The sequence below is a fragment of the Deefgea chitinilytica genome, assembly GCF_016881405.1.
In the GTDB taxonomy this organism is placed as follows: Bacteria; Pseudomonadota; Gammaproteobacteria; order Burkholderiales; family Chitinibacteraceae; genus Deefgea; species Deefgea chitinilytica.
This window is the reverse complement of record NZ_WOFE01000002.1, coordinates 61,702-88,203: the sequence shown is the minus strand read 5'-3', so window position 1 is coordinate 88,203 and position 26,502 is coordinate 61,702. Positions and strand designations below refer to the sequence as shown.

The 26,502-nt window shown below is 48.5% G+C and carries 30 protein-coding genes; 15 read left to right on the top strand and 15 right to left on the bottom strand.

Translation table 11 applies throughout. The annotated features are described in order from the left end of the window. Position 1 precedes the first annotated feature (1 nt). From cobO to GM173_RS06025, 7 genes are all read left to right on the top strand, one after another. Positions 2-598, top strand: coding sequence for a cob(I)yrinic acid a,c-diamide adenosyltransferase (gene cobO / locus GM173_RS06055; protein ID WP_203570474.1), 597 nt, complete (start codon positions 2-4; stop codon positions 596-598). A 362-nt stretch (positions 599-960) separates the two neighbouring features. Continuing rightward, on the top strand, positions 961-1,806 hold the full coding sequence (locus tag GM173_RS06050; protein ID WP_203570473.1) for an NYN domain-containing protein: 846 nt from the start codon (positions 961-963) through the stop codon (positions 1,804-1,806). Further along, positions 1,807-3,081 carry a cobyrinic acid a,c-diamide synthase CobB gene (locus GM173_RS06045; RefSeq protein WP_203570472.1) on the top strand — a complete coding sequence of 425 codons (1,275 nt, stop codon included), beginning with the start codon at positions 1,807-1,809 and terminating at the stop codon, positions 3,079-3,081. A gap of 14 nt (positions 3,082-3,095) precedes the next feature. Further along, a complete protein-coding gene (locus tag GM173_RS06040) occupies positions 3,096-3,968 on the top strand; it encodes a cobalamin-binding protein (protein WP_203570471.1) in 873 nt (290 codons plus the stop codon). After that, a complete protein-coding gene (locus GM173_RS06035; protein ID WP_203570470.1) occupies positions 3,965-4,960 on the top strand; it encodes a FecCD family ABC transporter permease in 996 nt (331 codons plus the stop codon). Before GM173_RS06040 ends, GM173_RS06035 begins: the two co-directional genes overlap by 4 nt. Continuing rightward, entirely contained in the window at positions 4,957-5,724 is a 768-nt protein-coding gene (locus GM173_RS06030) for an ABC transporter ATP-binding protein (RefSeq protein ID WP_203570469.1), read from the top strand. The genes GM173_RS06035 and GM173_RS06030 overlap by 4 nt, the downstream gene beginning before the upstream one ends. Positions 5,725-5,875: 151 nt before the next feature. Continuing rightward, the gene (locus GM173_RS06025) at positions 5,876-6,238 is read left to right on the top strand and encodes a hypothetical protein (protein WP_203570468.1); all 363 of its coding nucleotides are present in this window, start codon (positions 5,876-5,878) and stop codon (positions 6,236-6,238) included. Positions 6,239-6,447: 209 nt separating this feature from the next. On the opposite strand, the gene GM173_RS06020 is transcribed toward GM173_RS06025, so the two are convergent. The 4 genes from GM173_RS06020 to GM173_RS06005 all read right to left on the bottom strand — a co-directional run bounded on the left by GM173_RS06020 (position 6,448) and on the right by GM173_RS06005 (position 10,075). Further along, a complete protein-coding gene (locus tag GM173_RS06020; RefSeq protein ID WP_203570467.1) occupies positions 6,448-6,921 on the bottom strand; it encodes a nuclear transport factor 2 family protein in 474 nt (157 codons plus the stop codon). A 19-nt stretch (positions 6,922-6,940) separates the two neighbouring features. Further along, entirely contained in the window at positions 6,941-7,555 is a 615-nt protein-coding gene (locus GM173_RS06015; protein ID WP_203570466.1) for a glutathione S-transferase family protein, read from the bottom strand. A gap of 28 nt (positions 7,556-7,583) precedes the next feature. Continuing rightward, entirely contained in the window at positions 7,584-9,161 is a 1,578-nt protein-coding gene (locus GM173_RS06010; RefSeq protein ID WP_203570465.1) for a 2Fe-2S iron-sulfur cluster-binding protein, read from the bottom strand. Positions 9,162-9,391: 230 nt separating this feature from the next. After that, positions 9,392-10,075 (bottom strand): glutathione S-transferase family protein, encoded by a 684-nt coding sequence (locus tag GM173_RS06005; RefSeq protein ID WP_203570464.1) that lies wholly within the window; start codon positions 10,073-10,075, stop codon positions 9,392-9,394. A 78-nt stretch (positions 10,076-10,153) separates the two neighbouring features. Between GM173_RS06005 and GM173_RS06000 the strand changes: the two genes are divergently transcribed. Further along, positions 10,154-11,038 carry a LysR family transcriptional regulator gene (locus GM173_RS06000; RefSeq protein ID WP_203570463.1) on the top strand — a complete coding sequence of 295 codons (885 nt, stop codon included), beginning with the start codon at positions 10,154-10,156 and terminating at the stop codon, positions 11,036-11,038. Positions 11,039-11,121: 83 nt separating this feature from the next. Here GM173_RS06000 and GM173_RS05995 read toward each other — a convergent pair whose 3' ends face one another. The 4 genes from GM173_RS05995 to GM173_RS05980 form a co-directional block, all read right to left on the bottom strand. Next, positions 11,122-11,811: a helix-turn-helix transcriptional regulator gene (locus GM173_RS05995; protein ID WP_203570462.1), complete on the bottom strand. Its 690-nt coding sequence runs from the start codon at positions 11,809-11,811 to the stop codon at positions 11,122-11,124. 39 nt (positions 11,812-11,850) lie between these two features. Further along, a complete protein-coding gene (locus tag GM173_RS05990; RefSeq protein WP_203570461.1) occupies positions 11,851-12,450 on the bottom strand; it encodes a hypothetical protein in 600 nt (199 codons plus the stop codon). A 135-nt stretch (positions 12,451-12,585) separates the two neighbouring features. After that, positions 12,586-12,876 carry a putative quinol monooxygenase gene (locus GM173_RS05985; protein ID WP_203570460.1) on the bottom strand — a complete coding sequence of 97 codons (291 nt, stop codon included), beginning with the start codon at positions 12,874-12,876 and terminating at the stop codon, positions 12,586-12,588. Between the two features lie 68 nt (positions 12,877-12,944). Further along, on the bottom strand, positions 12,945-13,709 hold the full coding sequence (locus tag GM173_RS05980) for an SDR family NAD(P)-dependent oxidoreductase (protein ID WP_203570459.1): 765 nt from the start codon (positions 13,707-13,709) through the stop codon (positions 12,945-12,947). 97 nt (positions 13,710-13,806) lie between these two features. Between GM173_RS05980 and GM173_RS05975 the strand changes: the two genes are divergently transcribed. Beyond that, the gene (locus GM173_RS05975; RefSeq protein ID WP_203570458.1) at positions 13,807-14,700 is read left to right on the top strand and encodes a LysR family transcriptional regulator; all 894 of its coding nucleotides are present in this window, start codon (positions 13,807-13,809) and stop codon (positions 14,698-14,700) included. Between the two features lie 324 nt (positions 14,701-15,024). Here the strand turns inward: GM173_RS05975 and GM173_RS05970 are convergent, their stop codons facing one another. The 6 genes from GM173_RS05970 to GM173_RS05945 all read right to left on the bottom strand — a co-directional run bounded on the left by GM173_RS05970 (position 15,025) and on the right by GM173_RS05945 (position 18,832). Then, on the bottom strand, positions 15,025-16,089 hold the full coding sequence (locus GM173_RS05970; RefSeq protein ID WP_203570457.1) for a hypothetical protein: 1,065 nt from the start codon (positions 16,087-16,089) through the stop codon (positions 15,025-15,027). Positions 16,090-16,315: 226 nt separating this feature from the next. Next, the gene (locus tag GM173_RS05965; protein WP_203570456.1) at positions 16,316-16,765 is read right to left on the bottom strand and encodes a DoxX family protein; all 450 of its coding nucleotides are present in this window, start codon (positions 16,763-16,765) and stop codon (positions 16,316-16,318) included. 275 nt (positions 16,766-17,040) lie between these two features. Beyond that, a complete protein-coding gene (locus GM173_RS05960; protein WP_203570455.1) occupies positions 17,041-17,289 on the bottom strand; it encodes a BufA1 family periplasmic bufferin-type metallophore in 249 nt (82 codons plus the stop codon). Between the two features lie 57 nt (positions 17,290-17,346). Next, entirely contained in the window at positions 17,347-17,622 is a 276-nt protein-coding gene (gene grxC, locus GM173_RS05955) for a glutaredoxin 3 (protein ID WP_203570454.1), read from the bottom strand. A 91-nt stretch (positions 17,623-17,713) separates the two neighbouring features. Further along, entirely contained in the window at positions 17,714-18,211 is a 498-nt protein-coding gene (locus tag GM173_RS05950; protein WP_203570453.1) for a YHS domain-containing (seleno)protein, read from the bottom strand. Between the two features lie 84 nt (positions 18,212-18,295). Then, a complete protein-coding gene (locus tag GM173_RS05945; protein ID WP_203570452.1) occupies positions 18,296-18,832 on the bottom strand; it encodes a carboxymuconolactone decarboxylase family protein in 537 nt (178 codons plus the stop codon). 128 nt (positions 18,833-18,960) lie between these two features. Between GM173_RS05945 and GM173_RS05940 the strand changes: the two genes are divergently transcribed. From GM173_RS05940 to GM173_RS05920, 5 genes are all read left to right on the top strand, one after another. Continuing rightward, on the top strand, positions 18,961-19,860 hold the full coding sequence (locus tag GM173_RS05940; protein ID WP_203570451.1) for a LysR family transcriptional regulator: 900 nt from the start codon (positions 18,961-18,963) through the stop codon (positions 19,858-19,860). Between the two features lie 203 nt (positions 19,861-20,063). Further along, positions 20,064-20,516, top strand: coding sequence for an RrF2 family transcriptional regulator (locus tag GM173_RS05935; RefSeq protein ID WP_203570450.1), 453 nt, complete (start codon positions 20,064-20,066; stop codon positions 20,514-20,516). A gap of 231 nt (positions 20,517-20,747) precedes the next feature. Continuing rightward, positions 20,748-21,032 (top strand): DUF2249 domain-containing protein, encoded by a 285-nt coding sequence (locus GM173_RS05930; protein WP_203570449.1) that lies wholly within the window; start codon positions 20,748-20,750, stop codon positions 21,030-21,032. A 27-nt stretch (positions 21,033-21,059) separates the two neighbouring features. Continuing rightward, entirely contained in the window at positions 21,060-22,256 is a 1,197-nt protein-coding gene (locus GM173_RS05925; protein WP_203570448.1) for an NnrS family protein, read from the top strand. A gap of 479 nt (positions 22,257-22,735) precedes the next feature. Further along, positions 22,736-23,956, top strand: coding sequence for a hypothetical protein (locus GM173_RS05920; RefSeq protein ID WP_203570447.1), 1,221 nt, complete (start codon positions 22,736-22,738; stop codon positions 23,954-23,956). Positions 23,957-23,989: 33 nt separating this feature from the next. Here the strand turns inward: GM173_RS05920 and GM173_RS05915 are convergent, their stop codons facing one another. Continuing rightward, positions 23,990-24,442, bottom strand: a complete 453-nt coding sequence (locus GM173_RS05915; protein WP_203570446.1) for a DUF6998 domain-containing protein — start codon at positions 24,440-24,442, stop codon at positions 23,990-23,992. A gap of 984 nt (positions 24,443-25,426) precedes the next feature. On the opposite strand from GM173_RS05915, the gene GM173_RS05910 reads away from it, so the two are divergent. Then, on the top strand, positions 25,427-26,464 hold the full coding sequence (locus GM173_RS05910) for a DUF4917 family protein (protein WP_203570445.1): 1,038 nt from the start codon (positions 25,427-25,429) through the stop codon (positions 26,462-26,464). Positions 26,465-26,502 lie beyond the last annotated feature (38 nt).

The window sequence follows — 26,502 nt, the reverse complement described above, 5'->3', positions numbered from 1 at the left end:
CATGAACGCAGAAAAAAACGCCCGTCACGCCGCCCGCATGGCGCGTAAAAAAGCCATTATCGACGCGCATATCGCCGAAGCGAATATCGACACTGGCATCATGATTTTGCTGACTGGCAACGGCAAAGGTAAATCATCGTCGGCGTTTGGTATGGTGGCGCGCAGCATTGGTCACGGTATGAAAGTCGGAGTGGTGCAATTTATCAAAAATCGCACCGACACCGGCGAAGAAGCCTTTTTGGGCAAGCACTGTGAATGGCATGTGATGGGCGATGGTTTTACGTGGGAAACGCAAAACTTTGAGGCCGACAAAGCGCGCTCGGAAGAGGCGTGGGCGATGGCTGCCAAAATGCTGAACGACCCTAGTTTTGATGTGGTGGTGCTCGACGAGCTGACGTATTGCCTGTCGTACGGCTACTTGGACAAAGAAATCATCTTGCGCGATCTCGAATCCCGCCCCGAGATGCAACACGTTGTCGTTACCGGCCGCGCCGCAGTGCCCGAATTGCGCGAGATTGCCGATACGATTACCGAATTGAACGATGAAAAGCATGCGTATAAGGCCGGTATTCGCGCACAAAAAGGCTTGGAGTGGTGAGATAGGCAAATACACTTCAATACGAAGTGCGCTGGCTGATTTGGGGTTTTATACCCCGTGTAGCGAAAACCGCAGCAAGGAGAGAGACAAACAGTTTCATCGTTTGGCTCACGACGCGGCAAGGGCAGCGCGGAGCGCTTTTCGCCCGGGTCGCCTTTCTTTGCTTCCTTTCTTTGGTGAAGCAAAGAAAGGAAGTCCCCGTCGCGGATTGCGACTGAAAATAGCTGTGCCGAAGGCACAAAATTTAGCCGGAAAGGACGAGGGCGGATTGCGCTCGATGTGAGGTCATTACGCAGCAGGGTGTCGTAGTGAATTTTCGCGGGTATTATGTGATTCACGATTAACATAAAAAATGACGAGAAATGAGCAAACTAAATCCGAAGTTTGAGTTTAAATTTGAACCTGAAAATAATCACCAAAGAATTGCAGTATTGATTGATGCAGATAATGCACAAGCAAAACTTGTTAGGCCGATTTTGGCTGAAATTGGTAAATTTGGTGTGGCGACTGTAAAGCGCATTTATGGGGATTTTACAAAGCCGAATTTGAGTTCATGGAAAGCTGTTCTTTTGGAGCATTCAATTTTACCTATGCAGCAGTATGCATATACAACAGGTAAAAATGCTACTGATAGCGCATTAATTATTGATGCAATGGATTTACTTCATACAGGACGATTTGATGCATTTTGCCTCGTTTCAAGTGATAGCGATTTTACAAGACTGGCAGCAAGAATTCGTGAGTCGGGTCTAACTGTATACGGAATTGGGCGTGCAACAACTCCGACTCCATTCAAGGCTGCATGTGACAAGTTTATTGAGACAGATTACTTGGCTGTTGATACAGATGTTGACGTTGATTTTCCTAAAGAGGTCAAGGTTGTTGATAAGCCTCCATTAAAGAAAGAACTAGTGAGTGTCAAAGAAGAAATCGCTCCTGCTGTGACGGTACCAGTACAAGTAAATCCAGATATTGTTGCCTTGCTTAAATCTGCAATTGATGAAATTTCAGACGATCAAGGATTTACACGTGTTTCTGATATCGGTTCATATCTAACACGCCAGCAGCCTGATTTTGACTCAAGAAAATATGGACATAAAAAGCTGAGTGATTTAATTAAAGCCCATGCAAATAGATTTTTAATTGACGAGCGTGAAATTAGAGTTGGAAGCCCAAAAGTTTTATACGTGAAGAATAAAGGAAAGTAATTGGCTTCTGTACTTCTCATTGCAGCCCCTTCATCCGGTTCTGGCAAAACCACCATCACTGCGGGTCTAGCTTGGCTATATCGTCGTCAAGGCAAACGCGTTAAAGTGTTTAAATGTGGCCCTGATTTTCTTGATCCCTTGATGCTGGGTTTTGCTAGCGGCGCTCCCGTTGATAATTTGGATTTATGGCTGGTTGGCGAAGATTTATGTCGCCAAATGCTCGCTGAGGCGGCGCGTGATTTTGATGTGATTTTGATCGAATCGGTAATGGGGCTGTTTGATGGCGAGCCGAGCACCGCTGATTTGGCGGTGAAGTTTGGCTTGCCTGTATTGGCGGTGATTGATGCAGGCGCGATGGCGCAGACCTTTGGCGCGCTGGCGTTTGGCCTGGCGCATTACCGTGCTGATTTGCCTTTTTATGGTGTGCTGGCCAATAAAGTGGCGGGCGAGCGGCATGCGCAGATGTTGCAGGAATCTGCTCCCGCCGAACACTGGATGGGTTGGGTTGGCAAAGTTGAACCGCTACCCGAACGGCATTTGGGCTTGGCGCTGCCCGAAGAAATCCCCGATTTAGCCGCCAAGCTCGATGCGGTGGCTGATGCGCTGGAGACTCAGCCGATTGCCAATTTGGCCAATTCTGTTCAATTCACTGCGCCGATTGCTAGTGATATTCAGCCTTTGCTGGCGGGTAAACGGATTGCCATCGCGCGCGATTCGGCGTTTTGCTTTATTTATCCCGCTAATTTGACGTGCTTGATTGCCTTGGGGGCGGAGCTGCAGTTTTTCTCCCCACTGGCGCATGAGCCATTGCCCGAGTGCGACGCCCTTTGGTTGCCGGGGGGCTATCCAGAGCTGCATGCTGAAAAACTCGCATCGCATCCGAGTATTCGAGCTGAGTTGGCGGCGCATGTGGCGGTAGGAAAAGTCATTTGGGCTGAATGCGGTGGCATGCTGGCCCTCTGCGAGAGCCTGACTTTGCTCGATGGTTCTGTTGCACCGATGTGGGGCTTGCTGCCCGCACAAGCAGCGATGCAAACGCGCTTGGCTGCGCTGGGCGCACAAAGTTTTGATTTGGGGTCGGGTCAGATTCGCGGGCATACGTTTCATTATTCAAAACTGACGACAGAATTGATGCCCGTTGGGTATGGCTCGCCATGCCGCTTAGGATCAGGCGGTGAAGCACTATACCAGCATGGGTATATCAAGGCGTCGTATATTCATGCTTGGTTTATGAGTCATCCAGTGGCGACGGCTGCTTTGTTTGGTGCGGTTTAAAAATTGGAATCACGATGGATTTGAAATTAAAACTAGCTTTGTTGCTGGCATGCGTGGGTTCGCTAGCGCAGGCAGCCGTTAGCGTTAAAGATGATGTTGGCAGCACGATTACCTTGGCGCAGCCCGCCAAGCGCATTATCAGTCTTGCTCCGCATGTGACCGAGGATTTATTCGCTATTGGCGCGGGTAAATTGATTGTCGGGGCGGTCAATTACAGTGATTATCCGCCCGAAGCCAATCAAATCGAGCGCATTGGCGGTTACAACGGCTTTGATTTGGAGCGAATTCGTGCGTTGAAACCTGATTTAATCATCGGCTGGGCCACGGGCAATCCGCAGCGGCAACTCGATCAAATCAAATCATTGGGTATTCCGGTGTTTTTAACCTTCTCTAAAAAAATGAGCGATGTGCCAGGCGTATTGGAGCGTTTGGGTGAGTTGACCGCTCATCAGGCGGGTGCAGCGGTGGCGGCAAAAAGCTTTCGCGATCAATTGGCGCTTTTGGAAAAAACCTACGCGCATCGCAAGCCGGTGCGGGTGTTTTACCAAATCTGGGATAGACCGCTGATGACGATCAATAACACGCAAATCATCTCTGATGCGATGCGTGCCTGTGGCGCGGTGAATGTGTTTGGCCATTTGCCTGATTTGACGCCTACCGTTGATGTCGAAGCGGTGTTGGCGGCCAATCCGGATGCGATTATGACCAGCGGCGAGCCGGGGGTAAAAACCGATTGGTTGGCGTCTTGGCAAAAATGGAAAAATTTAAAAGCGAGCAAGAATAGTCATTTCTTTGTGTTGCCCAAAGACTCGGTCAACCGAATGGGGCCGCGCTTGGTGGACGGCGCGCGGGCGATGTGTGAGGCGGTGGATCAGGTGCGCCGATGAGTTTGCCTAGTGCTCCTCGCTTAACGCCGCAAAAAGTGATCTTGACGCTGGCTGCGCTCGTGTTGCTGATGCTGCTCGCGGTGGCGGCCAGCTTGTGTTTTGGCAGTACCAATTATCGCCCGTGGCAATTGTGGAATGGTAGCGCCGAGGCAGCGCTCGCGCGGGATGTGGTGCTTGAATTGCGCTTGCCGCGTACTTTTGCTGCGTTGGCGGTCGGTGGCTTGCTGGCTTTGGCGGGCACACTGCAACAAGTGCTACTTAGAAATCCATTAGCTGATCCATACATCCTGGGTACGTCTGGCGGAGCAAGTGTTGGTGCGCTTTCCGCGCTATTACTGGGGGTAGGTACTTTGGGCGTCAATGCGGCGGCAGGAATAGGGGCCTTACTGAGTATTGTGATTGTGTTTTTATTAGCAGGGCGCGATCACTCGGCCACGCAAACTCGACTGTTACTCACTGGCGTGGCACTGGCGGCATTTTGTGGTGCCTTATCGTCGTTGCTACTGAGCATGGCGCCCGATGGCTTGTTGCGCGGGATGATATTTTGGCTGATGGGTGATTTGGCGGGCGCGCATTGGCAATCGGCTACGGTGACATTATTGATTTTACTGTGCGTGATTTGGCCGTTGACGCGTGAGCTCAATGTCATGGGTATGGCTGCTGAATCAGCGCATGGTCTTGGCTTGAGTCATATACATCTACGCTGGGCGCTGTATTTTGCTTCAGCGATTGCTTGTGCTCTAGCTGTGACCACAGCGGGGATGATCGGTTTTGTTGGTTTGATCGTGCCACATGCATTGCGATTGTTGATCGGTCAAGATTTGCGGCTCTTACTGCCCGCCGCGAGTTTGGCTGGCGGGATTGTGTTGTTGATTGCCGATATTCTGGCGCGCACATTGATTGCGCCGCAGCAATTGCCTGTGGGCGTGGTGATGGCCTTGCTCGGTGTGCCGGTATTCTTGTTTCTACTCAGTAAAAGGGCGCAGCGATGAGTCTATTACAAACCCAAAATTTGAGCCTCAAACAAGGTGATCGCGTACTGATTACTGATCTGAATCTAACGATCGGCGCGGGTGAAGCGTGGATTGTGTTAGGCGAAAATGGCTGCGGAAAAAGTACTCTGCTCGCTAGCTTGGCAGCTTGGTTTAAGCCAAGTGCTGGAACCGTTTTACTTGGCGGCCAAGCTATTACGCAGCTCGCTCCTGCACAGCGCGCTCGTGTGATGGCGTGGCAAGTTCAGCAAGACGAATGTCCATTTCCAATGACCGTACTTGAAAAAACACTCACCGGTCGCCATCCGTATTTGAGTCGTTGGCAGTGGGAAAGCGGCGCTGATGTGACGCTGGCGCAGCAGCAATTGGCGCGGCTTGATTTGGCCGATTTTGGCGCGCGCGATTTGGCCAGTTTATCGGGCGGCGAGCGCCGCCGCGTGTCGCTTGCCACCGCGCTGACTCAGCAAGCGCCGCTGCTCTTGCTCGACGAGCCGCTATCGCAACTCGATCTGCGCCATCAGCAGCAAGCGCTAGGCGTGCTCCGTGAAGAACTGCAACAAGGTCGTAGCATCGTCATGGTTAGTCATGATCCAAATCACGCCAGACAATTTGCCACGCATGCCTTGCTTTTATTCGGGAATGGCCAATGGAGGACTGGGGTATTAGCTGATGTGCTCAATGCAGAAATGCTTAGCAAGCTATACCATTACCCTGTATTTGAGATGCAGCAAGAGGGTCATCGCTGGTTTGTTCCTTTGTCCTAGATTTTACTGTGATATATTTCGAATGAAATTTGATTCATGCTACTGATTCGCAGCATCAGTTTAAGGCTGAGGCTGCTTTCGATTAAAGTTGATGTTTATTTTGACTGTGCGCGCCTAAACTCGGATCTAAAGTCATCTTTAAGGTGTGCAAATGAATAAAAACCAAATTGAAATTGGCGGCGTTAATTTTAATGCTTTGGATATACAGCAATTTTGGATTGACTCCGAGTCTCCTGAAGAAAAGAAAATCAGATACTACTATCAAGATCATCATTATTTAGGGAGCGTGTTTTCTTTGTTCTCTGCAGGGCTAGTGAGTTCATTTTTGCGAAGTAGGAAAAATAAGTCACCGCGTAATAAATACCTGCATATCAGAACCAAACACTATGTCGCATATAGCTTTTCTGAGGCGGATATCAATATCGATGATGCCATGCGAAGAATAAAAAATAGTCAGCCCGAATCATGTGTGCTCTCGATGTTTAAACGTATTCGATCTTTTTTTCTTAAGTAGTTCGGTCAATTTTTTTGAAGCAGTTTGAAATCAGTATTAGCTTGTCGTATTGAACTCGAGCAATAAAGCCACTTGGAAAGTCTAAGTGGCTTTATTTTTGTATTAAGTTTGGGCGCTATTTGCAGTTTTTATATCTTTGGTGTGATGCCAGTATTACCAATAGCCGCCGATAGTAGAGTTATTTTGTTTGATCACAATTGAAACCATGATCACAAACCGAGTTCGCTCAAGCTTGGGTGATTATCTGGCCTGCGGCCTTGTGGCCAATGAAATAGTCGTTCGGATTCGGCGATAGCTAAATCGTTGATACTGGCAAAGCGGCGATGCATCAAGCCCTGGGCATCAAACTCCCAATTTTCATTGCCGTATGAGCGATACCACTGGCCGTTTTGGTCTAGCCATTCATAGGCAAAACGCACTGCAATCCGATGGTCGTCGTGTGCCCAAAGCTCTTTGATTAGGCGATATTCCACCTCGCGTTGCCACTTGCGAGTGAGAAATTCAATCACTTGTTCACGGCCACGCGGAAATTGATCGCGATTGCGCCAAATCGTATCGGGCGTATAGGCCAGTGCGACGCGCTGTGGGTCGCGTGAATTCCAGCCGTCTTCGGCTAGGCGTACTTTTTGCACTGCTGTTTCGCGGGTAAATGGGGGGAGTGGTGGGCGTAGTTCGGGCTTCATCGTTAATCCTTGCTTGAATTTAATAAGTATCAATGCCAGCCATGCTGACGTAACCGTGCAAGCTTTGGATTTGCTTTATCCAAGCTACAACAGCTGGGTAGCCGTGCAAATCAACTTTGCCTTCGGTTGCGAGAGCGATATAGGGGTAGATGGCGATATCGGCGATGGTGATATGCGCTGCTGCTAACCATGCTGATTGTGTTAAGTGTTGATTGAGCATCGTGAGTAGTTGTTCGGTAATGGTTTCGGCTTCGGCGAGATGAATCGCACGGCCCCATTTATGATGTAAACGCAATGCATTTGGCCCGCGAGTCACTTCATTCGCGGCAGTCGCTAGCCACGCGACCACTTGTGCTAAATTTGCTGGCTCATTGGGTAACCAGAAATCCGCTTGCTCCGCACCATATTGCCGCGCTAAATAGACCAAAATCGCTTGGCTATCACGCAAGACCACGTCGCCATCGACTAATACCGGTACTTGGCCAAGCGGATTCATCGCTAGATAGTCCGCTGACTTATGTTCGCGTGTCGCGCCGTTCACCATGATGGATTGATAGGGTATATCAAGCAAAGACAGCATCATTCTTACTTTGTGGCAATTACCTGATGCAGCAAATTCATAGAGTTGGATCATGATTTTTTCCTAGATGAATTCAATGACATTACAAATCGAGTTCAATCCGCGCCGATTTGGCGCGCGATACACAGATGCACATCAGCCCAGCGCGTTCACGCTCATTTTGATTGAGCGCGCTATCGCGATGCTCAACTTCACCCGCGAGCACTTTCACCGCACAGGTGCCGCAATTGCCCACGCCACAATCCGATAGCGTATCAATACCTGCCGCTTGCACTGCGGCCAAAACGGTTTGATCAGCAGCAATTGGAATAATCTTTTGCGATCTGCGTAGCACCACTTCAAAAGCAACGTCCTCGCCATGGGGTGCAGCGGAGAAACGTTCAAAATGAATCTGTTCGGCGCTGATATTGAGTTCTTTTGCAGTATCTTGCACTGCACTAATTAAACCGGAGGGTCCACACACATACACCTCGGACGTATTGCCAGCATGGCGTAGAACAGAGGCAAGATCGAGTTGTTGTCCCTCTGAGTTGAAATAGCTCGTCATTTGCCCGACCAAATCACGTTGCAAGCGATCGCCATACGCCATATCACGCTGACTGCGCGCGGCGTAGTGCAAATGAAATGCGCGCCCTTGCGCTTTTAGCGTTTGCGCCATGGCCTTGATCGGCGTAATGCCGATGCCACCTGCAATCAGAATGACCGGAGCGTCGCTGTCAATGAGCGCAAAATCATTTTGCGGTAGGCCGCAATGTAGTGTCATACCGAGTTGATAATGTTGATGCACAAAGCTGGAGCCGCCGTCGCCTTCATCTTGGCGCAGCACTGCGATTTCATAAATATCGCGCCGAGCCGGGTTTGATGCGATGGAATAATTGCGTACGTCGGTTTGGCCATTTTTCAATATGACTGGCACTTTCAGATGTGAGCCCGCCGTAACGATGGGCAAATCTTTGCCAGCAGGGTGGCGTAACTCATACGCCCGCACTTGCGGCGTGAGCTGGCGAATGCCGCTAATGACCAGTTCCAGCGGACCTTCACCTAGTGCTGTGATTGGCGCAGATGCTAAGGGTTTGGCCTGCAACGCTTTGAGTTCGGCGTGTAATGGCGCGATTAGTTGTTCGATATCGGCGTCGGTATAGCGCGGGGTGATGTGCTGTGGGCAATTCCAATCCCAAGCCTCGACGGTAATCACCATCGCGCGTTCGATGCGGGCACGGTAGGTAGGGTCTTCTAGCGCGGCGATTAACTCGGGGTTTTCCAACTCATGCACGATCCGCACTCGCCCCCAAATTTTGAGGCGGCGACGGTTGGTATAGTCCATCAGGATAATTGAGATTTTATCGTTGGCATTCAGATTACCAACCGATAAATACTGCACATTGCCGCGAAAATCGGCAAAGCCCAGCGTATTGGCGTCGAGCACTTTCAAAAAGCCCGCAGGTCCGCCGCGGTGTTGCACATACGGCCAGCCATTTTCAGCGACGGTTGCCATATAAAAACTATCACGTGCCGCAATAAACTCCGCTTCGCGCTCCGTCATCTCACTGCGTGTATCTTCGGCCAACTCAAAACCGCGGTTGCTATCGCGGCTGTGGTAACGGGTTTGGGCAGCTTTGACACTGTCGGTAAAACTAATAGCGGCAAAAGCGCGTGGCATGGTGAAGCTCCTCAACGTAGGCAAACTCGATCTGATGCCAGCAGTATGTCTGCCTCAGGCAGACTAGAGAATCACCATGCGCTTGAATTGAATATTCCGTAAAATGGAATAAATTGACTCGTTCCGATTCAATTCCTATTGAAATTCAATGCTTTCTTTTCAATAAGGAAGGGTATGAGGTTAGGTATCAATTTATTTAATGCTTACGGCTATATACGTGTCTAAAAAAGCTAGGAGAACCTTGGCGTATGTTCTTGCATGTGCAGGCTGAGCGCAGAATTTCGACTACTGAGAAATGCGTTCAAAAGCTGAGGATATTCTATGACCACGGCCCGTTGCACTGATGGCCGCTGAGCCAAGGCTTGCCGCCAAGCCTGAACTGCTGGCGATTGGGCTAACAGGCCAAAATCAGCTATCGCATCAAAGGCATCGAGGTATCTGAAAATAGGCGCAAACACCGCATCGACTAGTGTGAATTGCTTCCCTGCAAAATAAGGGCCTTCGCCGAGGACGGCATTGATTTGCGCGAATTTGTGCTGCAACTGTAGCGCTTTTTGCTCTAGCGTGGCTTCATCCTTCGCCGAATAAAAACTCGCAATATCCGCCAAAATAGCCGAGCCCAATTCCATCCAGCCGCGGTGTTGTGCACGCTGCAGTGGGTGTGGTGGATGCAGTGGAGGCGGCAGCGTTTCATCCAGATATTCACAAATCACTGCTGATTCAAAAATAGCGGTCTTACCTACTTGCAAGATTGGCACTTTGCCTAGCGGTGATATGGCTAGAAACCAGTCCGGTTTGTTGGCTAAATCGATGTTTCTTCGCTCAAATGGCACGCCTTTTTCCAGTAATACAATGGCGGCTCGTTGCACGTAAGGGCAAAGTAAATGACTCACTAGGACGATGGGCTGCGACATGTTGTTTTCTCGCTTGGTTGCAATTTGAGTTAGTGTAGACTTGCTTTATTGCAATAAACATAAGCAGAGTTGCAGACTATGAATGCAAAAACGCAATATCATTTGGGTAGTCAAGACCTAGAGTTTCTGTTGGCAATTACGCGAAGTGGTACTTTGGCTGCGGCAGCGGAACGCTTGGGTGTGGATGCGTCAACGGTATTTCGCAGTATCCAACGCCTCGAAAAAGGGCTAGGGCAGCGCTTGTTCGAGCGCAGCAAAGCGGGTTACTTCCCTACGGAAATGGCGCAGACTTTGGCTATTCATGCTGAACAAGTAGAACTTGCGCTGGAATCAGCTCGCTCGGCTGCACAATTACAGCCCGAAGACGTGGCTGGTAGCGTACGGATCACGACCACTGATTCTATTTTGCACGGTCTGGTCGCTCCCGAACTCGATGTCCTCTCTACGCAGCATCCGCAGCTGAGTTTTGATTTGCACACCGGAAATGAGTTAGCGAATTTAACTCGTCGCGACGCGGATATTGCAGTGCGAGCCACTCGCAAGCCGCCACAGCATTTGGTTGGCAAACACCTTGGCAGTATCAAAGTGGCGCTGTATGCCGCGCAAAACAGTTCTTGGCGCGATTTGCCTGCGGTGATTGAATTTCACGCGCCGTGGATTGCGCCTGACGATGCTTTGCCTGACCACCCGACCGTCATATGGCGGAAGAAGAATTTTCCTAAGATCATGCCGCGGTATCGGGTGAACAGCATCTTGACTGTAGTGGAATTAATTGAGCGCGGCATGGGGGTTGGTATGGTGCCAACATTTTTAGCCGCGACGCGACCCAATTTGCGCGCGCTGACTCATGTATTGGATGAATGTACGACCGATTTGTGGCTATTGACTCATCCAGAATCACGCCATCTACGCCGAGTTGCCACGGTGTTTGGGCACTTGGCACACAGCATTCAGTTGGATTAAGTGGGGGCTCTATTTTCTTGCGCGTTTTGTTTATGAATCACGCGGGTTGGGTTCTAGCTTAAGCAATATGATTTCTGTGGCTGTTAGTTTTGGATACCCAATATATTACTAAGATAGTGTTGCAGATTGAGGCCTTTTGCTGTTTGGAAGGTTTGCTCACAAATCGATAACTCAATAATTCGGTCAAAGCGAAACATTCGGTAGTCTTGCCGTAACTCACACCACGCCAATAATAACCACGTGCCATGTAGGCCAATAATCCCTAGCGGCCAAATGATGCGATGACTGGCTTGTCCTGCATGGTCGGAATAGCTCAGATTAATTTTGAAATGCTGTTCACATGCCCAGCGAATCAAACCATGCCGTTCACGCAGGGGCTGATCTTTTTCGGTAACGGGGATACGATAGACTTGTTGCTCGGCTTGGCGCTGTAAGCTAGGCGGCAAAATAGCGCGGATTTTTTGTTCGGCTAATTGTGCGGCGGCGGCCAATTGCGGCTCGGTAAAGGCGCGCACCATCTGGCTGCCCAGCAATAAAGCCAGCGCCTCATCGGCACTGAACATTAATGGAGGTAAGTGGGAGTGGGGGCGCAGTAAATAACCGACACCAGCATCACCCTCGATTTGCACACCGGCAGCGACCAAGGCTTGAATGTCGCGATAAATCGTGCGTACCGAGACTTGCATCTGTTCGGCCATTTGCTGCGCGGTGAGCGCAGTCCGCCGCCCATGCAGCAAATTGACTAAGTTAAAAAGGCGTTCGGCTTTATTCATTGCGGTAGTTTACACGGACAGAATTCCCCGCAACATTAGCTAATGCGCACGACTCCAGAATGTCAGGCTGGCACTGCCATCTTCAATTAGCTGCAAATATTCAAGGCAAGCTGGATTGCTCATAAAGTTTTGGCAGATTTGCTCGGCGGCGCTTTTGGAATGTGTAAAAACTGTATCTGCCCATGCGCCATGATCCCCTTTTAGTAAGGTATGATGAATAAAGCCTGACTCTGTTTTTAAAAATTCTTGTTCCATTTTTAGGCTCGCAGCAATCAATTGCTCATCGGAAACGCCCTCTTTGGCGCGGAAGGTTGAAAATTCACAACCATTAAAATTGGGAGCAGGGCAGGTGGTTTGTACCATGCTATGTGACATTTCAACGCTACTCGGCTCTATCATTGCCATAAAATCACTACTGCATAAATCGTGCATAAATTGCTTAGCCGCTGAATGAGCACTGGTCTCATCTTGCCAAAAAACCACGTCATACCAAACTGCCTCATTGTGCGTTAGTGTTCGCGAAACAAAGCCGGGCTGAGTTTTAACCCAATCATTGACTTGTTCATTGGCTTGCAAAAATGTTGCGTGATTTACACCTGTTTTTAATTGAAAAACAACTAATTCCATCACTTGGCTCATAGTGAACTCCCTAGGTAGATAACGTGCGGTTATGCACGCGATCTATTTTGAGTGCACTCAATGTCAGCGGATGTCAGTAGGATTGAATCAGAAAGCAAAGTTGCCGCATCTTATCTAGCCTGCGGTAATGATTTGTTAGTCGATGTTGGTTTGAAAAAACTGGACTAGTTCGGTCAAGTTTTGCGAGAAATAGTCCTGCGTGTGAGGCATGTCAAAGTGGTTTTTGAATGCCGTTTCATCATCAAAACGCTCCCAGAGTAGGAAGCGAGTTGGCGTTGCTGGGTCGTGGTGCAGAGTGAAGATCGAGCAGCCCGGTTCAGTTAACGTTTTTTCACAAAGCATCATCAGCGCGTGTTTTGCCGTTTGAATTTGACTGCTGTTTTTAACTCTCAACTCTGCGGTGATGTAGTACCCACTGGTGAACATGCTTGTTTTTCCTTTGTTTGGGTCATAGAGCTTGCTTAGCGTTGAAATGAACCGGATGGCTGCGCGCTTTAAATTTGGGTAAATCCTCCATCGACACTGAGCTCAATGCCGTTGATATAGCTTGCGGCACTTGAGGCTAAAAATAAGACTGCAGCTGCAATTTCATCGGTTTGTGCCATCCGTCCGGCTGGTGCTGCATCGACTAAATAGGCGGCAAATTGAGCGATTTGTTCTTCGTTCATTTGTAAGCCATTTTCCATAATCGGGGTTCTAGTAACCCCAGGACTAATTGCATTGACGCGAATTTGTTGGCCTTTTAAGTCATTTGCCCATGAGCGAGCAAACGAGCGCACCGCTGCTTTAGATGCGCTGTACAAACTCAGATTAGGCAGACCTTTGCTGCTTGCCACTGAGGCGTTGAGCACGATATTGCCGCCGTGGTTGAGCAGCGGTAGTAAGGTTTGTACGGTAAAAAAGACGCCTTTAACATTGATGTCAAAAATCGTATTGAAATCGGCTTCGCTGCTGGTGCCCATGATGTTGTGATGCGCCACGCCAGCGTTAGCAAAAATAATGTCGAGGGTGTCGCCTCGCTCCGTAATTGCCGTTTTGAGGTATTCGATTTGCGCTAAATCGGCTACGTCGGCCACTACGCCAATCGCGTTTTCACCCAAGGTGGCAACAGCCGTGGCGAGCTTACTGGCATCGCGTCCCGTCATGTACACGCGCCGAGCGCCTTGAGCCAAAAAGGCTTGCGCGCTGGCAAAACCAATCCCAGAGGATGCGCCAGTGACGAGAATGACTTTATTATGGAAAGATTGTGCTGAGTTCATGAGGTGGTCCTCGAAAAGTAGAAACAGCAGTATTGCAATTTTTGATTAATGCAACAATCTAGCCAATGTTCACTAAACTATTGAATATTATTCATCAATGAAGACTGATCTGAATGATTTAAACGCTTTTGTGCATGTGGCACGATGCGGTAGTTTTCGCCAAGCGGCGCAAGAATTACAGCTCACACCATCGGCATTGAGTCATACCTTGCGTAAATTAGAACAGGCTTTGGGTGTACGCTTACTCAATCGCACCACGCGCAGCGTGAGTCCTACTCAGGCTGGAGCACAATTGTTATTGCGTTTAAGTCCTGCTTTAGGCGAGATTGCGCAGGCGATGGAAGGGTTAAATGACGCTCGCCAACGTCCCGCTGGGCGAGTGCGACTAAATGTGCCGCGCGCCGCCGCGCAATTGCGCTTAGCGCCTAAGTTAGCTGAGTTTAGACGGCAATATCCCGATATTGAGCTGGAAATTGTCTGCAACGATGCGTTGGTTGATATTGTCGCTGAACGCTTTGATGCTGGAATTCGTTTTGGTGAGCAAGTGCAGCAAGACATGATTGCAGTGCGCATCGGCGCCGCGATTCATTTCACCGTGGCGGCAGCGCCAGCTTATTTGGCGGCAGCAGGTGAGCCTGAGAGGCCTGCAGATTTGCTAGCGCATCAGTGTTTGCAAATTCGTTTTCCGAGTGGTGTGCAGTACCAATGGGAATTTGCCCAAGGCGAGCAAAACATCACTGTTGCAACGCAAGGTGCACTGGTGAGCGATGATTTATCTGTGCTATTGCGGGCGGCGGTGGATGGCGCAGGGATTTGTTATTGCTACGATGAGATGCTGGCACCGTTAGTGCAAACTGGGAAATTGCAATACGTGCTCAGCGCTTGGCAGCCCGCGCCTGAATATTTTTACTTGTATTATCCAAGTAATCGTAATATGCCGGCCGCATTGCGCGCGGTGATTGATTTCTTTTCCGCAAAACATCAGCGCTAATTGGTGAGTGAATTTCAATCTAGAAGAACGCAGTTTGTTAGAACATCAAATCTGAGCGAACAGCCGCAGTTTTGCTGCGGATAGCCGAGATTTTGCAGGCGTCAGAGCGGAATCAATCTAAGTCACTTTATAGGGGTATTTGATAGTGGCTATTTATTGAAATTGCTTTTATCAGTATACCCATTAGTTGCTTAACTGCTCGTCACGATTTGCCGCTCAGCACACTCAGTGAATGCTGCGCGCAGGCTGCCAAAGATGGCGAGGAGGTGAATCGTTTTTTTCACTGCCTATATCCTCGGCGGCAGGTCAAAAGATAACAATAGTCTATGCCGTTTTTACTGCCTGAGCAGGTGATGCTGCTAAATAGCCTTGCGGTAAATGGCCAAGCAGATCGGTAAATCCATCAATTAACTGGCGATTTTTTTGCCCCAATTCACCGTACCCTAGCGCTGGTGCGCGGGAAGCATCGACATCGTAATTGCTAGCACGAAAAACGCGCTCGAATGATGTGTTCGCCATATCTCGCGCATACGGTCGTGTTTGGATTGAGAGATTGGCGATGGCCATTAAATCGTTGTTGCGGCTGAAACGGGGATAAGCTTGAAAGCGAAATTGCTCCTCTACATGGCGATCGCTGTGGGCAATTAATTCGTCCATCAGTGCATAGGCCAACTGATGTAATTGATCGTGCCGCAGAATCAGCGTGATGGCCAGCTGATCAAACTCGCTAAAATCGCCTTCTAATTGGCGAGCCAGTGGTGCTGCGCCGAGTTGCAGATCAATTAAGTAGCTTTGATTGGCTCGCTGTTCGATGCTGAAGAGTTTAATCTGCCGTTGGGCAAAACGCAGACTGGCCAGCTGCTTGCGCAGATAACCATGCGGATCGCTGATCACTGGTTTTTCGCTAAGGAGCTGTTCGCGCTGTTGCGCCATCAGTGGCAAGTCGTGATGATTGCTCAACACCACACTGGTTTTCCCTTCGGCATTGCGTAATGTGAGCAGCTCGCGCACTTCGTGTTCGCGGGCTTTTTTAATGGCGAGAAAAACCGTCTGAATAATCTCTGATGTAGGGGTATCGGTATCAATGCGCCATTTACGGCCGTATACCAGCTTATGCGGCCTAAGGGTATTGCTGCGGTCATAATTTTCTCGGCCAATTAAACCAATCTGAATATACAGGCCACTGTGATCTTGCCCGGCAAAAATGGGTGTGTGATCGTCAAAATCGATTTGGCTAACAATTTGCGTAATGCTCTTTAGCGTGTGTTGATAGCGCAGATAGTGCTGCGGAATATATTGCTGGCCATTGTTCAGAACAACACTCGGTGCCAATGGCATGACGAGTTCACCGAGTTGAGCTTGGGAGGGAGGCTGAGCGTGCAGAGTCATGGTGATGGGCAGTGAAATGATTAGATTGATGACATTTTGCCTATGAATAAAAAAAGAAAGAATATCGATATTTTGCAATTTATTGTTTCAATATTTGCAATTATGGTTTGCCTATTGCTATAGGCTAGCAATCACAGCACTTCTGAGAACAGCCACCATGCAGGCTGCCAGCGCGAAGGCTGGCGGCAAAACGATGCTTTGTTCATTGCAATTGCGTGTTTTCACTTTAAACGCTGCGACGCAATAGCAGCGTGTCTAGTCCCCAGCGACGCAGTGGGATAACCGCCAAGCTAAAAATAATCAAGCCCCACTCCAGATGGTCTTGTAGCGCAGCGGGCATGTCTTTGAGTACATGGTAATACGCGGCCACCGCAACCAGATTGAGCGCAAAGAGCCCGACGGCTGACAAACGGGTAAACAAACCCAGTACCAGTAAAATCGGCAAGATGAGCTCACCCGCTGTGCCCGCGATAGCAGCCAGCTGTGGAGACAACAGCGGAACATGATACTCATCGCTAAACAAATAGAGCGTGTTTTCCCAATTGGATATCTTGCTTAGACCGGAGAGAAAAAATATCTTGGCAATATAAAGGCGCACAAGTAAATCGGCACTGGGCGCGAGCGCATTCAGCGGCTTTACTTCTGCAAGGCGTTGCAGACGCAGCAATAGAGACATAGCAAGGATCCTTAGAATGATTTGAGTGCGTTGTTGAAAAATTGATACTTTTAAAAGCTAAAAAAATCCCCTGCAAAATCAATTGCAGGGGCAATACCACAGGAGGAGAACTCACAACATAAAACGAGATTTATCGGGCAGTGAGCAGTCCGTTGAAAAAGGTAGCGAGAGGCTCAAAGGCAAGGCAAGAAATGGCGAAAAACCGGAGTTTACAGGTCGTAAATGAGGATTTTGAGCCATTTTTTAACGCAGAATTTGAGTCTCGCAGTTGTTTTTTAACGGGCTGTTAGCGAGCCTTTTAAATCAAGGCAGGTGCCTTTGGCGACGAGCTTCCACTCTTTGCCATCGTTGGCTGTTTTCGCCATACCAGCACAAGAGTGACCGTTGGCAGCGCAATCGTTGCCAGCGATTTTACTGATGCCAAAACACTTCTCTTTGCTGGCGTCCGCAGCCAACGTAGGTTGAGCGGCCAGCGCAAGTACGGCAGTTATTGCACTGGCTAATATCAATGATTGAGTGTTCATGTTTAGTCCTTTAATGCGTGTTCGAGTAAAAGCGCTTCCAAGGGTACGAGTGGGGTATTACACGGATTCATGCTGTTCCACCACTTTCAGCCATTCATCGAGCTGCCCTGATTGCTCAAGTGCCACCAGATCGGTAAAACCACCGACATGCCGATTGCCTACAAAAATCTGTGGCACCGAACGACGTGCCGTCCGTTCGACCATCGTGACAAAGTCATCCTGATTTTGATCGACCAAAATCTTATTCACAGCCAAGCCTTTGCGCTGCAACAGGTTTTCGGCTTGCACACAAAATGGGCAAGAGCGAGTGCTATACATGGTGATGGTTGACATTGCTAAATCCTTTTCCTTTTCAGGATGTGTTTGGGTATATCGTTCTAGCTATTTTTATAAAACAGGTAGATCAATATACCCATTGATTTAATTAGAGGTCTTTTGGGGCTTTATCTTTAATGGTCGGCCATTGCATATTGGCCTTTTTCAAATTACCAGCAATGTCTTCAGACCATTTTTTCTGCACTTCTTTGTTCACGTTCAAGTACAACTTGCCGTCGACTACTTTCCACGCTTGTGGATCACCATCGAGTTTCTTGTCGAGTGCCACGCCCATCGCGCAGAAACCGCCAAATTGCGGAGCGTACTGGGCAGGATTCGCGGTGAATTGGTCGCGGTTGGCCTTGCTGGCAAAGTGATATGTCACGCCGTTGTGGCTCGCGGTATATGCTGCGTTGCCTAATGTCGGTGCTTTGACGGTGAAATAAGCAACAGGGTCAAAGCCTTGCAAGCCCACGCCTTGCGCATCCACGTTGATGGCTGCCGTTGAGTTTTCGTCGTAGGCCATCGCTGTGCTTGGCAAGGCAGCGAAAGTGGCAAAGCCTGAAATTAGAGCGATAGAGACGATCGATTTGCGAAAGTTAAACATGGTGTAGTTCCTTTTTAGTTTGATGGAGTTGTAGTTCGGCGGCGCCTGCACTTGCCTTGCGCCGCACAGAGTTCGGTAAATTAATTAAGCCAAAGTCACTTTTGGAAAGTCGATTTCAAGGCGCGACGCTTTGCCCAAAATATTGGTCAGAATATTCATACCAACGTGAGTGATGATTTCAACGATGTCGCCATCACTAAAGCCGGCATTGCGTGCCTCGATCAATTCAGCGGTAGTGATGTCACCATTGTGCTCTGCCAGTGAGCGGGCTAATTTCACAGCAATCGCAGCTTTGGCATCTTGGCTGGTACCGGCACGATTGGCCGCGATTTCATCGCCATTTAGGCCCGCTTTACTGCCAATCGCGGTATGGGCAGAGAGGCAATATTCGCAAGAATTTTGCTGCGCCAAAGCCAAGGCGATACGTTCACGAGTTTGTAAATCCAAGCTACCGCCGTTGGCGATACCATGAAGACCAAGGAATGAACGTAGAGCCACGGGTGAGTTGGCAAATACTTTCAAGAAATTGGGCACCACGCCCAGTTGTGCGTGAATTGCGTTGAACAATGCTTGCTGTTCGGCAGTGGCAGTTTCGGTAGTAACGACGTTAATGCGGCTCATGATGTTTTCCTTTTTGATTTAAGAAGTTCACTCGGTGTTGAGCGAATGAGTGCATTGTGCCGAACACCACTTGAAAGAAGAATACTCATGCATCACAATAGATTGTTGCTAAATTTGGAATAAAAGCCATGGATCGATTTCATCAAATGAGCGTGTATGTTGCGGTCGCAGAAACAGAAAGCTTTGCCGCAGGCGCGCGCAAACTCGGCATGTCGCCACCGGCAGTAACCCGAGCCGTGGCTGCGCTGGAAGAAGAACTGGGCGTGAAATTACTTAATCGCACCACGCGTTACGTACGCGCCACTGATGCCGGATTGCGGTATCTGGATGATGCGCGGCGGATTTTGGCTGAAGTGCAAGAGGCTGATGAAGTCGCCGCTGGCGTCAATGCCGAGCCACGCGGGCATTTGGTCGTGACCGCGCCGGTGTTATTTGGTCATTTATTTGTGATGCCCAGTGTGGTTGGATTTTTGCAGCGTTATCCCGATGTCGATGTATCGGCTCTGTTTTTAGATCGCGTGGTGAATATGCTGGAAGAGGGGGTTGATGTAGGTATTCGTATCGGCGCTTTGCCAGATAGCTCAATGCGAGCAATACGGGTTGGTCAGGTACGTAGAGTGCTGTGCGCATCACCTGCCTATTTGGCAAAATATGGCATACCCCAAACACCGAGTGATTTACTGCAACATCAAATTGTGGCTGCGAGCAGCATCAGTCCCAATATTGAATGGAAGTTTGGCGATGACGAAACCGCCAAGGCGATTCGTATCAAACCCCGAATGACTGTAACCAGCAATGACGGTGCGATTGCCGCAGTGCGCCACGGCGGAGGAATCACACGCTTGTTGTCGTATCAAGTGGCGGGTTTATTGCAAACTGGCGAATTAAAAACCGTATTGGGTGAATTTGAGCCTAAACCATTACCGATCCATATTGTGCATCGAGAAGGACGGCACGGTTCAGCCAAGATTCGCGCTTTTGTCGATTTTATGGCGCAAGCCTTAAAAGAAAATAGCGCCCTCAATTGAGTAGGGGTATAAAATCAAAAAAGTAAGGTATTTCTTTGTAGACCTTTAAAAGTAAGCTGATTGATAATATACCCATAAAATATACTTTAGGTGAATCTGATGATTGTGCCATTAAGTTTTTAAATTCGTGGTCTGAACCAAATAACGATGAGTTCATTCTGAATAGACCGACGCTGCACAAATGATGAAGGGAGCCTCTGGCGATGCGCTTGAATGTATTTACTGATTATTGTCTGCGGACGCTGATTTATGTCGGCGTGCAAGACGGTGGTATCGTCACACGCAGTGAGATTGCCAGCGCGTATGATATTTCTGACAATCATTTGATGAAAGTTGTGAATTTTTTATCGCGCAATGGTTTTATTGAAACGGCGCGGGGAAAAGGTGGCGGCATGCGCTTGGCGCGTGCTGCGAACGATATCAGTGTCGGTGCTTTGGTTCGTTTGAGCGAAGCGGATAGTCCAATCGTGGAGTGTTTTGATCGTGAGCATTCGACCTGTAGTATTGTTGCGGTCTGCCGATTGAAAGGGATTTTGAATGAAGCGATGCAGGCTTTGTATCTGGTGCTGGATCGCTATAGCTTGGCAGATTTAATCAGTAACCCAGTTGAACTGAATGCCGTGTTCCGTATTCCTGTTCCAGAGCGTCGCCGTTAAATAATTACGCCGCGCAAATTGGTGGTGTTTGCTGATTGTTGAGCGAAGGCACGCCGCTGAAAGCCTATTATTGATTGTGTCTGTGGTGCAGGCATCGCGGTTTTTCTTTGATTAAGCGTTTTTGATCTGGCTCAGCATCGTTGCAAAGCAACTTCGAAAGGATTGATTTACCCGTCGCGGCATTTTAATATGTATATAATTTACATATTCAAGCTCAGCAAGGATTACCAGATGAAAGTAGCCAACACGATTAGCCGCATTGACGTTCGTACTATTGCACCAGCAGATCGGCATGCGCTGATTTTCAAAACGTTTGAGTCGCTGCAAGTCGGTGAAGCGATCGAGTTGCTGACAGAGCATCGGCCAAGTCCTTTACAGGCGCAATTTGCCGCGCGATTTGCGGGGGCTTTTGCTTGGGTTTATCTGCAAGAGGGGCCGCTGCAGTGGCAGGTCAAGATCGATAAGGTCGCAGCCATCACAATCGGCGCGCCATGTTGCGGGCATTGCAACGGCTAATCGAGATTGATACAGAAGGAGCTCGCTATGAAAACAGCGTTAAAACAAAGCATTGCCGCACCGCATCGACTGGGCTTTTTGGCCGGGAGCGGGTTGCTGTTATTGTGCTTTATTTGGTGGGGAGCGCACATGCTGGGGCGCTGGCAAGGTGTGGTGTTGCCTAGTGCGGTGCTGCCGATGTTTTTGCATGGCTACAGCATGACGTACTGCTTTTTCCCGCTGTTTATGCTGGGGTTTATTTACACCGCTGGGCCGCGCTGGCTGAGTGTGCCTAGCCCTAGGCTGCATCGATATTTGCCAATTATGCTAGGGTATTTACTTGGCGGTATTGCTGTCATTGCTTCAGCATTTAATACATCAATGTTGATGTTGGGTGTGAGTGTACAGGCGGTGGCTTGGCTGGCAGCGCTTTGCGTTTGGTTGCTGGCGATCAAGCACAGCCATGTGAAAGATCAATTGCATGCGCGATTGATCGCCTTGGCGTTTGCGCTGGGATGGATTGGCATGCTCCTTGCGCTGCTTTGGGCGGTAACGGGAAATACAATGGCGTGGTTGTGGTCGGTGCAGATTGGCGTTTGGGGCTTGCTATTGCCGGTATTTTTGGCGGTGAGTCACCGAATGATTCCGTTTTTCTCCGGCAGTGTACTGCAGCCATATCGCCCGTGGCGGCCAAGCTGGTGGCTATATACATTAGTGGGGTGTTCATTGTTGCGCATTGTATTGATTGGCTTGCAGATCAATACGGTTTTGGTTGATGCCATTATGGCGGGTGTTTTACTGTATACAACCTGGCGTTGGGATTTGCATCAATCATTTAGAGTCAAACTGCTGGCAATGTTGCACGCCGCTTTTGCGTGGGCGGGCGTGGCGATGTTGCTTGCTACGATGAGCGAGGCGCTCAAGCTATTTGGCCACCATGGTTTAGGCTTTGCACCGCTGCACGCGCTGACCTTGGGTTTTTTCTGCTGCATGTTGCTGGCGTTTGTGACACGCGTGACGCTGGGGCATTCGGGGCGCCCTTTGATTGCGGGCGGCATGGTGTGGACTTGTTATTGGGCTATGCACGGCGTGGCATTAGCGCGCGTGCTGGGTGAGGTCTTGCCGGTGAATCAGGCTGCCGCGTATGCGCTGGCTGTACTGTTGGCTTTGCTGGCTTTATTCGCGTGGAGCCGTGTGTATTTGCCGATGTATTGGCAGGCGAGGGTCGATGGGGCGGCTGGATAAGTTGTTTATTTTGGGGTATTTGCATAATGTACCCCTAAACGTATCCCTAAAACAATGGTATTGGGCAGGACGGCATGGGATGTGATAGGCAATAAAGCATAAAGTGGCAGAACGATAAAAAATAAAGCATAAAGTGTCATTAAAATATGGTCATATTTTAAGCGGACTTTTTGTCATAAAAAGGCACTTGAGCCCTCATTCACGTCCAGCGCAGAAGGAGTTGAACCCAAATCCTAATCAGACTCATCACTGCGCGTAAGCCTGGACGTGAAGTTCACGCATCTTGACTTCCTTCATGTCGATAGAGTAAATTTTGCTCTGGTGCCCACCCTACTTGCACACGAGTAAAAAACGGCCTGCATTACCAAATTCTATCTGCATCCTATTTGCATAAATTACTCTCCTTTTGGAGCCTCATCGTCGAGGTCTTAAACGTGTGCCTTAACTCGAATCGACGGGGCTTATTTTAGGAAGTAACTATGACTATCAAAGAGTTTGCATTCACTACCCAGCAACACATCCAAACCACCACAAGTTCCCAGTTCAAACGTGCTCATATCTATGAGCTGATTTCTGCTTCGTTCGGTTACAAATCATTTGCTGCTTTTAGCTCCGAAGCTATTTTTGTGGACTCGAAAATTGGCAGTGCTGCAAATAACAATACTGCTGACCTCGTTGGCCGAGTTATTCAACTAGGTTATCCAGGTGAGCACGCATCTAACGTTGCAAAGTGCTTTGCCGACAAACTAGCCGAGTGCAGCATCACGTTTATTAAAATACGAGATTTGCTTGCTCTGCTTGCCCCTCCTAAGGCTGAGAAATCTAGAGACCCATATTACGACGAGTATGAAGATGATGACTTCTATGACGATATTGATGAGGAAGACGCCCAAGTAGAAGTCGATACCGACATTGATTTTGCTAATTCACCAATTTTGATGGAGAGTTTGCAACAATTAGCGTCGCAGAGTCATCCTGATGCCAATTATGCGCTGGCAATCATCTATCGTATTCCCGAGCCTACTAGCTACTTGTATGAAGAGTCATTGCGGGGTAGAAAACTTACATCTATAGAGCGCCAATGGGTTGATGAATACTTGGTGCAAAAACCAATTTACGAAAAATATCAGCATCATTTGAAAGTTGCTGCACTGAATGGTTGCCGTGCGGCTGCACTTGAATATGCAACAACATTTGATGACGACGAGTTTTATATTCTTGCAGAGAAGATGGATGGCGACATAAACGCATTGCGAATGTCAGAAGTTGCCGCCAGCTTAGGGTTTTACGAATCAAGCCAAGTTTGGCTCAAAAAAGCGGCTGAAGAAGGCTCTTATGATGCTCTTGAAGAGCTGGCTGAGTCAGGTGAATATTGGGCCTTAAAAAGACTTGGGGAGCTGGGTGATTTGGCGGCAATCCGGGCTTTAATTGAGCGTGAGCTTGACGCGAACCACCAAGAAGCTTGGACTTGGCACCATTTAGCGTTGCTGCTTGGTACAGATTTTACTGAGTCTACGCTTAGAGCCTATCACGATGGTGGCATGTACGATGGTCAAGAATATGATGATGACTACGGCGGCGCACTTTATGTTGCAGGCGACGAGGGCGTTTACATGCCGAGTATTGAGGAGGAACTGAACAAACAAGCGCTCGAGGCAGCAGAAGTTATGTTTGCCAACATCCAGAAGAGTCAAGAATAGTACGAATGAAAAAGCCCGCAAACGCGGGCTTTTTCAATGTGTAGGGCTGCTGATGCTAAATAAACACTCTGAAACCTGTTCCATTCGGTTTCTATTCCCATGTTTTGCTCCATCAGGAAAAACTTCAGATTGTTTATCACGTGCCATTTTCCATACCTCTACCAGGTTGTACTCGTTGTCATAAAACGCAAATAAGTAGTAATCGAATTCTTGATGGTCAGGTGTGCTATTGATTGTATGGGGCTTTGTGGACTTGCCTTGGGCTCGAGCCTTTATTTGTACGCATTTTCCACTGCTGTCGACCGCATCGTAACCGGGATTATTCGTTTTTAGGCACAGCTCCATATTGAAACGTGCACACAAATCAAGCTCGGCATAGTCTGCTAAAAGATTTAGTCGTTTACCAGTCATATTTAAGACTGCATCTCTTGAAGCTTTGATTAAGTCGGCAGATACGCGATAGTTACTGATTGTGCTAGAACTCATATCATCTTTCGCTAGTGCGAATTTTTCCTTTATTGCATTTTATAAAAATAATTTTTATTTGGATAATCCAAAAAACAGATGGATTATCCTGCTTGTTTAATACGCTCAAGTTTGAAAACCTGAGCATATGCTCATACATGCTATTTTGAGAGGATGAGCCCAGCCTTCCCAATCACTTGATTAGAGGCCTTCAGCTCACCCACTCGGTCATGCCACTCCGAGCCGGCGTTCACCCGCGAGCCTTTCGTCTCAGAGCGCTAGCTTCGCCACTCTGCCTCAGTTCTAAAGACTATCCCACAGTCTGAGGTTTCCCATGAATGCTGCCGTTTTCAAACCGACCAATCATGCGGCGCACCTTAATAACAAGGCTCGCATAAAGTATAGGCTAGACATATCGCATGATTGATGGAGCACTTGAAAGAATTACTTTTTGCATAAGAATGAATGAGGAGACGACACCGCACGAAATAATGTGAAGGTATTAGTTTTGTTGCATTCATAGCCGATTGTAAAAAACAGCCCGCTGAGGGGCCGCCATCTTGCCCAGGTTCTAAATTACTGTTTCGTTGGCAGTTCTTTAATTGCGTACACTTACAGCACTACGCACCCCTAGGCTACTTTCGCGGGTGCGTACTCTAATCCCCGCTTTTTTTGATACAAATTCGCGCTGGCATGTTGGTTTAAATCTTGCGCTATTCATGCCATACATATCAAAACCATTGTCTTTGGTGGCGCGCTAAGTGCCAATGCAGACTCTGGAAAAATATTGAAATATTGAGTTGCTTGGATAGGTATTTCTCAACAAGGATGAGCTGGGTATTTGATAATCTACGTATAATCTGACAAACCTCTTTCAGATGACAACACCAATAATAATGCTCCAAGACATCAAAAAAAATCTCAGGGTCGCTGCCGAAACCACGCTGCCACGCCTCATCTCCGTCAGCTCCGCCAATCCGAAGCAGCGCTGGTGGAGGTTGTGTGATGCCGATTGAAATTCGCCAATGGCATGATATTAAGGAACAGTTTACTGATAGCTTATTGCTAGGTAATGGCGCGAGTATTGCTGTCGATGGCCGTTTTAACTATTCATCCTTGTTTGCTGCAGCAAGAGATGCAGGTAGTCTGACGCAGCCAGTGCAGGAAATTTTTGCCCGCTTTAGTAATTCCACAGATTTTGAGTATGTCCTTCGCAAGCTCTGGCAGGCAAAACTAGTGAATGAGGCCCTGGGGGTTGAGGCTGGCGCAGTTGAAGAAGCTTATGCGCAAGTACGGTTAGCGCTGATAAAAACGGTTCAAGCGACGCATGTTACACGCGATGAAGTTCTAGGCCAGCTCACGCCAATTTATCAATTCATGAAGCGCTTCAAAACCGTACTGTCGCTCAATTATGATTTGATTGTGTATTGGGCGGCAATGCTTGGAAATAATGAGTTAGATGGAAATCATCGTTTTAAAGATGGGTTGATTGGTGGTGTACTCGACGACGATTGGCCAAGGTTGCGCCAACCTCTGAGGGCAAACCAAACAGTAACGATGTTCTTTTATCCACATGGGAACCTCGCTTTAGTTCGAACACCTTCTCAGCTTGAGCGAAAAGTTCACGCGAATGATGGAGCGACTTTGCTGGAAGGGATTATTGCTGAATGGCAGCGTGACGATGTAATTCCGATTTTTGTTAGCGAAGGTACAAGCCCACAAAAACGCGATGCGATTCGCTCCTCTAGCTACTTATCTGATATTTACTTCAATGCAGTCACTGATATTGGTGACTCATTGGTAATTTATGGCTGGAGAATGGGTGAGCAAGAACAGCACATCCTCGACCAAATTAAGCGTGCTGCGCCTGCTCGCGTAGCTGTATCTGTTTACACCGGTGAAGAGCTGCATATGCAAATTGCCCAGAACATAGAGCAACAGCTAAATCAGCTTGGTATTCAGAATATTGTCTTTTTTGACTCCAGAAGTGCTGGAAGTTGGAATAATCCTGTTGCTGAGGAGGTTGTCGCTGATGTCGTTTGAACACATTCAATCGGATAACGGTTTGCCCAGACAATTCT

Bases quoted from the DNA above. Each gene is read 5' to 3' on its own strand.
- GM173_RS05980 (WP_203570459.1), bottom strand. From the start codon at position 13,709: ATGAACTCAGCACAATCTTTCCATAATAAAGTCATTCTCGTCACTGGC.
- GM173_RS06015 (WP_203570466.1), bottom strand. From the start codon at position 7,555: ATGATCCAACTCTATGAATTTGCTGCATCAGGTAATTGCCACAAAGTA.
- GM173_RS05910 (WP_203570445.1), top strand. From the start codon at position 25,427: ATGCCGATTGAAATTCGCCAATGGCATGATATTAAGGAACAGTTTACT.
- GM173_RS06030 (WP_203570469.1), top strand. From the start codon at position 4,957: ATGAGTCTATTACAAACCCAAAATTTGAGCCTCAAACAAGGTGATCGC.
- cobO (WP_203570474.1), top strand. From the start codon at position 2: ATGAACGCAGAAAAAAACGCCCGTCACGCCGCCCGCATGGCGCGTAAA.
- GM173_RS05960 (WP_203570455.1), bottom strand. From the start codon at position 17,289: ATGAACACTCAATCATTGATATTAGCCAGTGCAATAACTGCCGTACTT.
- GM173_RS06000 (WP_203570463.1), top strand. From the start codon at position 10,154: ATGAATGCAAAAACGCAATATCATTTGGGTAGTCAAGACCTAGAGTTT.
- GM173_RS06010 (WP_203570465.1), bottom strand. From the start codon at position 9,161: ATGCCACGCGCTTTTGCCGCTATTAGTTTTACCGACAGTGTCAAAGCT.
- GM173_RS05940 (WP_203570451.1), top strand. From the start codon at position 18,961: ATGGATCGATTTCATCAAATGAGCGTGTATGTTGCGGTCGCAGAAACA.
- GM173_RS05925 (WP_203570448.1), top strand. From the start codon at position 21,060: ATGAAAACAGCGTTAAAACAAAGCATTGCCGCACCGCATCGACTGGGC.
- GM173_RS05930 (WP_203570449.1), top strand. From the start codon at position 20,748: ATGAAAGTAGCCAACACGATTAGCCGCATTGACGTTCGTACTATTGCA.
- GM173_RS05975 (WP_203570458.1), top strand. From the start codon at position 13,807: ATGAAGACTGATCTGAATGATTTAAACGCTTTTGTGCATGTGGCACGA.
- GM173_RS06025 (WP_203570468.1), top strand. From the start codon at position 5,876: ATGAATAAAAACCAAATTGAAATTGGCGGCGTTAATTTTAATGCTTTG.
- GM173_RS05945 (WP_203570452.1), bottom strand. From the start codon at position 18,832: ATGAGCCGCATTAACGTCGTTACTACCGAAACTGCCACTGCCGAACAG.
- GM173_RS05995 (WP_203570462.1), bottom strand. From the start codon at position 11,811: ATGAATAAAGCCGAACGCCTTTTTAACTTAGTCAATTTGCTGCATGGG.
- GM173_RS06035 (WP_203570470.1), top strand. From the start codon at position 3,965: ATGAGTTTGCCTAGTGCTCCTCGCTTAACGCCGCAAAAAGTGATCTTG.
- GM173_RS05920 (WP_203570447.1), top strand. From the start codon at position 22,736: ATGACTATCAAAGAGTTTGCATTCACTACCCAGCAACACATCCAAACC.
- GM173_RS06005 (WP_203570464.1), bottom strand. From the start codon at position 10,075: ATGTCGCAGCCCATCGTCCTAGTGAGTCATTTACTTTGCCCTTACGTG.
- grxC (WP_203570454.1), bottom strand. From the start codon at position 17,622: ATGTCAACCATCACCATGTATAGCACTCGCTCTTGCCCATTTTGTGTG.
- GM173_RS05950 (WP_203570453.1), bottom strand. From the start codon at position 18,211: ATGTTTAACTTTCGCAAATCGATCGTCTCTATCGCTCTAATTTCAGGC.
- GM173_RS06050 (WP_203570473.1), top strand. From the start codon at position 961: ATGAGCAAACTAAATCCGAAGTTTGAGTTTAAATTTGAACCTGAAAAT.
- GM173_RS05935 (WP_203570450.1), top strand. From the start codon at position 20,064: ATGCGCTTGAATGTATTTACTGATTATTGTCTGCGGACGCTGATTTAT.
- GM173_RS05915 (WP_203570446.1), bottom strand. From the start codon at position 24,442: ATGAGTTCTAGCACAATCAGTAACTATCGCGTATCTGCCGACTTAATC.
- GM173_RS05985 (WP_203570460.1), bottom strand. From the start codon at position 12,876: ATGTTCACCAGTGGGTACTACATCACCGCAGAGTTGAGAGTTAAAAAC.
- GM173_RS05965 (WP_203570456.1), bottom strand. From the start codon at position 16,765: ATGTCTCTATTGCTGCGTCTGCAACGCCTTGCAGAAGTAAAGCCGCTG.
- GM173_RS05990 (WP_203570461.1), bottom strand. From the start codon at position 12,450: ATGAGCCAAGTGATGGAATTAGTTGTTTTTCAATTAAAAACAGGTGTA.
- GM173_RS06020 (WP_203570467.1), bottom strand. From the start codon at position 6,921: ATGAAGCCCGAACTACGCCCACCACTCCCCCCATTTACCCGCGAAACA.
- GM173_RS05970 (WP_203570457.1), bottom strand. From the start codon at position 16,089: ATGACTCTGCACGCTCAGCCTCCCTCCCAAGCTCAACTCGGTGAACTC.
- GM173_RS06040 (WP_203570471.1), top strand. From the start codon at position 3,096: ATGGATTTGAAATTAAAACTAGCTTTGTTGCTGGCATGCGTGGGTTCG.